This window comes from Bacteroides caecigallinarum, assembly GCF_021530995.1.
Lineage (GTDB): Bacteria > Bacteroidota > Bacteroidia > Bacteroidales > Bacteroidaceae > Phocaeicola > Phocaeicola faecigallinarum.
Map to the genome: position 1 here is coordinate 1 of NZ_JADYTF010000216.1, position 1,998 is coordinate 1,998.

At 32.9% G+C, this 1,998-nt stretch carries 1 protein-coding gene and 1 CRISPR repeat array; the gene reads left to right on the forward strand.

Translation table 11 applies throughout. The features are described 5' to 3' along the window. Positions 1–23 precede the first annotated feature (23 nt). Positions 24–1,040: a CRISPR direct-repeat array (repeat unit 36 nt; unit sequence GTTGTGGTTTGATGTAGAAAACTAAAGATATACAAC). Positions 1,041–1,262: 222 nt separating this feature from the next. Next, positions 1,263–1,904 (forward strand): hypothetical protein, encoded by a 642-nt coding sequence (locus I6E24_RS16085; RefSeq protein ID WP_204508645.1) that lies wholly within the window; start codon positions 1,263–1,265, stop codon positions 1,902–1,904. Positions 1,905–1,998 lie beyond the last annotated feature (94 nt).

The following is a 1,998-nucleotide window of genomic DNA, read 5'->3' on the forward strand; positions in this document are numbered from 1 at the left end:
CTGCTGAACAGGGTAAAGTGCTTGTTGTGGTTTGATGTAGAAAACTAAAGATATACAACCATATCTGATAGACGGTAATCTATGGGTAGTTGTGGTTTGATGTAGAAAACTAAAGATATACAACTTCAATAAACAATGCATAATTTCATGGGCGTTGTGGTTTGATGTAGAAAACTAAAGATATACAACGACATATACGATGACCCGGAATTAAATGACGTTGTGGTTTGATGTAGAAAACTAAAGATATACAACTTCAATAAACAATGCATAATTTCATGGGCGTTGTGGTTTGATGTAGAAAACTAAAGATATACAACTTGGTACGGTTTTTCCAATTTCGTTTTTAGTTGTGGTTTGATGTAGAAAACTAAAGATATACAACGTGCATGGGACCAGTGGCTCACTCAGCTTGTTGTGGTTTGATGTAGAAAACTAAAGATATACAACCACTGCATTGAGTAAGAAGCACCCCACTTGTTGTGGTTTGATGTAGAAAACTAAAGATATACAACTTCGCTACCTAAGACTTACAGTGTAACACAGTTGTGGTTTGATGTAGAAAACTAAAGATATACAACATCTGTACATTGTAGTAATATTACTTATAGTTGTGGTTTGATGTAGAAAACTAAAGATATACAACATAGTCACAAGTCTATAAAATGCAGAGTGAGTTGTGGTTTGATGTAGAAAACTAAAGATATACAACTCGTCAAGAGACGTGGCATACGCAGCTTGGTTGTGGTTTGATGTAGAAAACTAAAGATATACAACTTATATTGTAAATTTACGTATTTTTGTGAAGTTGTGGTTTGATGTAGAAAACTAAAGATATACAACAGAGGTAAAAACGGATGGACTAGATGTGAAGTTGTGGTTTGATGTAGAAAACTAAAGATATACAACTGTTAGAGATAAAAGAGAAACTCCCCAAAGTTGTGGTTTGATGTAGAAAACTAAAGATATACAACAACGGAACACCCATACCGACACTGGTATCAGTTGTGGTTTGATGTAGAAAACTAAAGATATACAACTGGCAATCATGAATATGATTCAATTCTTTCGTTGTGGTTTGATGTAGAAAAAATTATGGTTGTATTTGTGGAGTAATAGGGGGGAGTCTTAAGATAATAATGAGGAAATATAATTTTTTATAATATATTTTATTATCTTTGTTCTACAGCTTTGTTGCATAAGCTGACTTATAAATACTCTTACATGGAAATAGTTATTGTTTAATTTAAAATCATAGTATTATGGACAACAAATTATTCGCTTTTTTAGACAAGGTTTGGAATTATATTGACAATGGAAAATTTTATCGTGAACCTTTCCGTTGGTTGTATGCGGTGATTGCCGCTTTGAATCTGCTGTTCCCATTATATGTCATTTATATGGATAGTAGGATACTTAAATTCCTTTCAGGAGGAGAAGTGTTTGCTTGTGTATTGATATTCCTTTTGTTTATCTTTTTAGGAATTATGAGTGCTCATCTTTGGTTTAACAGGCAGAAGAAGGTAAAAGAATATCTTCAGGAGGACAATGATTTTGTTGCTATACCTGTTGTGTCTCATTTTATACAAACACTTGGTGAGTGGCTTGGATTCTATCTTGGAGTGGGTGGATGTATAATCTCATTGTTGTTTGTTATCTTTGGGCTTGATAGTTATGTAGGTGATATTCTTGGAGGAGGTTTCCTTCATATTGGTTCTGGATTTATTATGGTTATTATATATCCAATTATGGGATTCCTTGTTGTTGTGAGTGGAAGATTGTTAGCCGAATTATATAGAGCATTGGCTTCTATTGCAAACAATACTAAAAGATTTGTGAAACGGGATTGTCGTAATAATATTTCTTCTGAAGAGGTTGAATCTCAGAAATCAACTATTGATTAGGCAGATTTGAAAGTTAAAATATTAGTTCTGTTTTTAGGAAGTACCATTCTTGGAAACAGAACTTTTTTTATATATGTAACGGTCTGTATTTTAT

Excerpts from the sequence above, each read along its gene's own strand:
- I6E24_RS16085 (WP_204508645.1), top strand. The coding sequence starts at position 1,263 with ATGGACAACAAATTATTCGCTTTTTTAGACAAGGTTTGGAATTATATT.